The organism is Streptomyces prasinopilosus (genome assembly GCF_001419695.1).
GTDB lineage: Bacteria > Actinomycetota > Actinomycetes > Streptomycetales > Streptomycetaceae > Streptomyces > Streptomyces prasinopilosus.
The window spans coordinates 1-5,774 of the sequence record NZ_LIRG01000813.1; the positions used below are offsets into that span (position 1 = coordinate 1).

A 5,774-nucleotide genomic window follows, 5' to 3' on the forward strand; every position below is an offset into this window, starting at 1 on the left:
GCGGCCGTCGAGGTGCGCGGCCGGAGGCGGCCCCTACAGCCCGTAGCTCCTGCCGATGATGTCGCGCTGGATCTCGCTGGTGCCGCCGTAGACGGTGGAGACCACCGCGGACCGCAGATGGCGCTCCATCCCGTACTCGGTGGCGTAGCCGTAGCCGCCCATCATCTGCATGCACTCCAGGGCGACCCGCTTGGCCGTCTCGGTGGCCTTGAGCTTCGCCATCGAGGCCTCCCGGGGGAAGAGCCGGCCGGGCTCGGCGTCGCAGTCCGCGGCCACCTCGCGCACCAGCAGCCGCGTGCACTCGATCTCCGTGGCGAGATCGGCGACGCGGTGCCGCAGCGCCTGGAAGCTCCCGACGGCCCGGCCGAACTGCTCGCGCTCGCCGATGTGGGCGACCGCGTCGTCGAAGGCCCTGCGCGCCAGGCCCAGCATGTTGGCGGCCAGGAACAGCCGTTCGTGGTTCAGCCCGGACATCAACTGCTCCCAGCCCCCGCCGACCTCCCCGACCACCGCGTCGGCGGGCAGCCGCACACCGGTGAGGAAGACGTCGTTGACCTCCCTGCCGCCCATGGTCTCGATGCCGCGGATCTCGATGCCCGGCGTGCTCGCCGGCACGTGGAACATGGTGAGCCCCTTGTGCTTGTCGCGGCCCGTCCGGGCCACCAGCAGGATGCTGTCGGCGAGGTGGGCGTTGGAGATCCAGGTCTTCTGGCCCTCGATCAGCCACCCGCCGTCCGGCCGGCGTTCGGCACGGCAGCGCAGGGCCCCCACGTCGGAACCGGCGCCGGGCTCCGACATCGCGACGGCGAGGACGGCACCGCGCGCCGCGTCGCCGAGCACCTCCCGCCGCTGCCGCTCGGAACCGAACCGCTCGTAGGTCTTGGCGGTGATGACGGTGGTGATGAAACCCCCCGCGGGCACCATCCCGTAGGAGGTCTCCTCGAGGAACACGCAGGCGTCGCCGATGCCGCCGCCCGCCCCGCCGTACTCCTCGGGCAGGCAGACCCCGAGCCAGCCGAGTTCGGCGAGCATGCCGTAGATCTTGGGGTTGTGCGGCTCCCGGCCGTTCTGCGTCAGGGCGGCACGCTGCTCCCGCGACCCGCACTCGCGCCGGGCGAAGTCCTGGACGGCGGCGGCGAAGTCCGCCTGCTGCACGGTGAGACGACTTGCCATAGGGGCCTCCGAACATAGGGGGGAACACAGCAGTGGGATACATCTGTACGTGATATGTTTCAATGTTTCTCACGGAGGTGGCCGGTACCGTGAAGGACACCATGAAGACTTCTGCGAACGACTCCCTGCTCGCCCGTGCCCTCGCACGGCCGGAGACGGAGGAGAGGCTGGCGCGGCGGATCCTCGACGCCGCCCTGGAGCAGTTCACGACCTTCGGCCTGCGCCGCTCCTCGGTGGACGACGTCGCCAAACGGGCCGGGGTCTCGCGGGTGACGGTGTACCGGCGCTTCCGGAACAAGGACGGACTGGTCGAGGCGTGCCTGCTGCGCGAGGTCAGCCGCTTCTTCAGGGAACTGGACGACACGGTCGCCGCGTTGCCGACCGTGCAGGACAGGATCGTCGAGGGTTTCGTGGTCGCCCTGCGCCACACCAGGGCCCACCCGCTCTTCGGCGGGCTGCTGCGGCTCGAACCCGAGGTGGTCCTGCCCTACCTGACCGTCCAGGGCGGCCCCGCCCTCGTCGTCACCACCGATTACCTGACGTCCCATCTGCGGCGGGCCCGGCACACCGAGGGCCGCTCGGACTCCGACCCGCGGCCGGTGGCGGAGCTGATGGTGCGGGTCGCCGTCTCCTTCCTCCTCAACCCGGCCGGCTGCATCGAACTGGACGACGAGGAGCAGGCCCGCGCCTTCGCCCGGCGCTACCTCGCACCGCTGCTCGACGTCTGACGGGGACCGCCGGACCCGCGCCGCGCTCCGCGGCGGGCCCGGCCGGCCGGCCCTCAGCGCCTGGTGTGCAGCCACCGCGTGAGCGCGACGGCACGGGCCTTCGCGGCGGCCGGGGTGGCGAAGGACGTCAGGTCGACCGGCGGCGCGAAGCGCCGGACCGTGACCGACTGCGGCGCGGTGAACGCCCGCAGTCCCTCCGCACCGTGGACGCGGCCGAAACCGGAGTCGCCCGACCCGCCGAACGGCAGGGCCGGAACGGCGGCGAAGCCGAGCACCGAGTTCACCGACACCGCCCCCGCGCGCAACCGGGACGCGATCGCGGCGCCCTGGCGACGGCTGCCGCAGAACACCGCCGCGCCCAGCGCGTAACGGGACGCGTTGGCGCGGCGCACCGCCTCGTCGACGTCCGCCACGGCGTTGATCGAGACGGTCGGCCCGAACGTCTCCTCGGTCATCGCGGGACAGTCCTCCGGCACGTCGACCAGGACCACCGGTGCCACGAACGGCCCGCCCGCCGGATCCGCGGCCCCCGGCGCGTCCGCGCCCCCGTGCCGTGCGTCCGTGCCGCCGAGCGGCGCGCCCGCGCCCGCCGTCAGCGCGGCCTCCACGTGCCGGCGCACCACGTCGCCCTGGCCCGGCATCGTCAGCGGGCCGTAGGCGGCGTCCGGGCCCGTGCCGGGCCGCAGCGCGCGGGCCCGCTCCACGACCCGGTCGCACAGCCGGGCGTGCACCGCGCGGACCGCGTAGACGCGCTCCACGCCCGCGCAGGTCTGGCCCGCGTTGCCCAGCGCGCCCCACACGATGGCGTCCGCGGCGGCGTCGAGGTCCGCGTCCGCGGTGACGAGGACGGCGTCCTTGCCCCCGCATTCGGCCAGGAACGGCGTCAGCGACCGGGCGCACACCTCCATCACCTTGCGCGCGGTCCCCGGCGAGCCGGTGAAGGCGAGCTTGTCGACCCCGGAGGCGGCCAGCGCCGCGCCGGTCCCGGCGGCACCCGTCACGACGGTGAACAGACCCGTGAAGCCGGGCACGGCCGTCTCGAAGAGCCGGGCGAGCAGCACACCGGTGCCCGGGGTGTACTCGGACGGCTTGAAGACCACGGCGTTGCCCGCCGCCAGGGCGTAGCCGATCGAACCCATCGGCGTGTAGACGGGGTAGTTCCAGGGGCCGATCACCCCGACCACGCCGAGCGGCCGGTGGACGACGGAGGCCGACTGGTTCGCCGCGGGCAGCCCGGTGCGGACCCGGCGCCCGCGCAGCACGCGGCCGGCGTTGCGCGCCGCCCAGGACAGGTGCTCCAGGGTCAGCACCAGTTCCAGCTCCGCGTCCCGCAGCGGCTTGCCCGTCTCCGCCGCGACGGACGCCGCCACCGCGTCCAGCTCCGATGCCAGCAGCCGCTTCCAGCTCAGCAGGTGGGCGCGCCGGCGGGCGGCCGGGAGCGCCGCCCAGCGAGCGCCGGCCGCCCGGCCCCGCTCCACCGCCCGCGCGACGTCCTGCGGCCCGTGGACCGGGTGCTCGGCGAGCGGCCGGCCGGTGGCCGGGTCCCGGGACGTGAACGTCGCCGGCGGCGTCCTTCGGTGGGTGCCGGTGTCGGTCATCGGTTCTCCAGCGGTGAGGTCTCGTCGGCGAGCGGCTCCAGCGGCCTGCCGTGCGCCCAGTGCGGGCCGAGGTCGTCCAGTGTCCAGCCGAACGGGTAACTGCGCGGCCTGTGCCGGAACCCCCACCATCCGGGCCGGGGCGGAAGCAGGCGCACCACCGCGGCCCGGGCGCGCAGGGCGCGGTGGGCGGCGGCGCGCAGCCACCGGGGCTGCGGGGCGAAGCCGAGCGCGGTCAGCAGCGGCTCGTCCAGGACCGCCGTCAGGAAGCGGGAGACCAGGGGACGCAGCGGCCGGGGGTACCGGTCGGTCATGACCCGCAGGGTGGCCGCGGCCACCCGCCGGTTGGCGGGGTCGTACGCGAACATCTCCTTCTCGTAGGAGTCGAGGAGGTGCTCGAAACCGGCGTAGTCGGCGGGCACGCCGGAGATGCCCATCATGTCGCCCATCCGCCGCCCGACCAGGGCCAGGCTCTCGGTCTCCTGCCAGGACAGCGGGCGCCAGCCGTAGCGGTCGATCCACCGTTTCGGGCCGACCACGGTGGTGGCCAGCACGTACAGGTAGTCCTCGTTCGGTATGCGGTAGCGGCCGTGGATGCGGTTGAGGTGACGTGCGGTGGCCCGCCCGTGCGGCGAGTCCAGGCCGTCGCGGACCATCTCGTAGGCGATCAGGACCGTGTCGTCGTAGCGTTTCTGCCCCGCGCGCTCGAACTCCTGCGTGCGGTCCAGCAGCCGGGAGATGCGGGGGACGCCGTAGTCGCGCAGGAACGCGACGGAGACGCCCTGGAGGTAGTCCCAGGGGAACTCGTACCGGGTGAGCAGGGCGAAGATCTCCTCGTGGTCCTGCTGCGGGTCCATCTTCCGGATCCGGCGGAGCCGGGTGTAACGGCCCATCGGGGTGCCTCCTTATCGGGACGGGGTGGAGGCGTCGCGGCCCGCCCGGACGCCGGTGGCCCCTCCGCCGCCGGAGCCGGCGGCGGACGGGGACGGGGACGGACCGTTCGCGGTGACCTCCTCGGCGGGCACCTCGAACGCGGGGCCGGACACCGCGAAGGAGGCGGCGACCGCGCCCCGGGCGAGGGCGGTGCCCGCGGCACCCGCGGCCGGGGCGCGGGGGGCGACCACGACGGCGCCGCGCTTACGGCGGGCGCGGCCTTCACCGGTGGGGAGGTCGCCGGTACGTGCCTCTCTGTCCCTCATGGGAGTTCCTTCACAGAGGAGTGACGGTGCGGGATGACGTGCCGGTCGGACCGTGAGAGAGTCGAAGATACAAAAACTATTGACTTGTTTCACCGGGCACGTCAATACTCCGGACACGACGGAGGATCGGAGGCCTCATGAGCGGCACACCGCACACGTCCGGCGCGCCGACTCCGTCGCCGGCCAGGGAAACCGACGTGACGTCACGCGTTCGGGCGCCGCGCCGGGGGGAAGCGGTCTGGCGCTACTTCGGTGACGTCCGCTCCACGCTGATGGCACCCCAGCTGCTGTTGCTGCAGGTGTCGCACCCGGTGGTCGGGGCCGGCGTCGCGGACCACAGCACCTTCCGCGCCGAACCCTGGCCCCGCCTGATCCGTACGCTCCTCTCGCTCACCACGGTGATCTACGGAGGACAGGAGGCCGCCACCGCCGAGGCGCGCCGCCTCGTACGGGTGCACGCGCCGATGAAGGGCACCGACCCGGCGGGCCGCCGCTACCACGCACTGAACCCCGAGGCCTACCACTGGGTCCACGCCACCCTCGTCAAGGGCCCCGTGGACGCCCAGCGCCTGTTCGGCAGGGGCATCCCGGAGGAGGAACTGGAGGAGTACTACCGCGGCATGCGGGACGTCGGCCGCGTGTGGGGCCTGAAGGACCACCACCTGCCGCCGGACTGGCCGTCCTTCGTCGAGTACTACGACGAGATGGTGTCCCGGCACCTGGAACACAACCGGTCGGTCCAGGACGTCCTGGACGAACTCGCCCGCCCCGCCAAGCCGTTCCGCCGGCTCCCCGGCCCGCTCTGGCGGCCGTTCGCCCGGGTCGCCGCACACTACGCCCTGCTGGTCACCGTCGGCACCCTGCCCCCCGAGCTGCGGGAACGGCTGCACCTGAGCTGGAGCGGACGGCAGGAACGCGCCCTGCGGCGCTTCGCGCGCCTGGTGCGCCTCCTGACGGCCCTCGTCCCGCCACCGCTGAGGATCGGCGTCTCCCTGGCCCTCGCCCACCGGGCCGCCCACCGGCCGGGCACCGGCCCCACCGCCCGCGCGTGACCCCGGTGCGCCGTACGGCACCCCGTA

General features: G+C 73.8%; 6 protein-coding genes. 2 read left to right on the forward strand and 4 right to left on the reverse strand.

Annotation, left to right across the window (positions count from 1 at the left end; translation table 11 throughout):
• Positions 1-33: 33 nt before the first annotated feature.
• Complete coding sequence (locus AOK18_RS26880) at positions 34-1,173, reverse strand: acyl-CoA dehydrogenase family protein (RefSeq protein ID WP_055571700.1); 1,140 nt, start codon at positions 1,171-1,173, stop codon at positions 34-36.
• A gap of 101 nt (positions 1,174-1,274) precedes the next feature.
• On the opposite strand from AOK18_RS26880, the gene AOK18_RS26885 reads away from it, so the two are divergent.
• Positions 1,275-1,901 carry a TetR/AcrR family transcriptional regulator gene (locus AOK18_RS26885; RefSeq protein WP_055571704.1) on the forward strand — a complete coding sequence of 209 codons (627 nt, stop codon included), beginning with the start codon at positions 1,275-1,277 and terminating at the stop codon, positions 1,899-1,901.
• Between the two features lie 53 nt (positions 1,902-1,954).
• Here the strand turns inward: AOK18_RS26885 and AOK18_RS26890 are convergent, their stop codons facing one another.
• The 3 genes from AOK18_RS26890 to AOK18_RS26900 are packed head-to-tail and all read right to left on the reverse strand — an operon-like array spanning position 1,955 to position 4,695.
• The gene (locus AOK18_RS26890) at positions 1,955-3,499 is read right to left on the reverse strand and encodes an aldehyde dehydrogenase family protein (protein WP_055696016.1); all 1,545 of its coding nucleotides are present in this window, start codon (positions 3,497-3,499) and stop codon (positions 1,955-1,957) included.
• Entirely contained in the window at positions 3,496-4,389 is an 894-nt protein-coding gene (locus AOK18_RS26895; protein WP_055696017.1) for an oxygenase MpaB family protein, read from the reverse strand. The genes AOK18_RS26890 and AOK18_RS26895 overlap by 4 nt, the downstream gene beginning before the upstream one ends.
• A 12-nt stretch (positions 4,390-4,401) precedes the next feature.
• Positions 4,402-4,695 (reverse strand): hypothetical protein, encoded by a 294-nt coding sequence (locus AOK18_RS26900; protein ID WP_055696018.1) that lies wholly within the window; start codon positions 4,693-4,695, stop codon positions 4,402-4,404.
• A 197-nt stretch (positions 4,696-4,892) separates the two neighbouring features.
• Here AOK18_RS26900 and AOK18_RS26905 point away from each other — a divergent pair, with 197 nt between their 5' ends.
• Positions 4,893-5,747, forward strand: coding sequence for an oxygenase MpaB family protein (locus tag AOK18_RS26905; protein ID WP_240503327.1), 855 nt, complete (start codon positions 4,893-4,895; stop codon positions 5,745-5,747).
• Positions 5,748-5,774 lie beyond the last annotated feature (27 nt).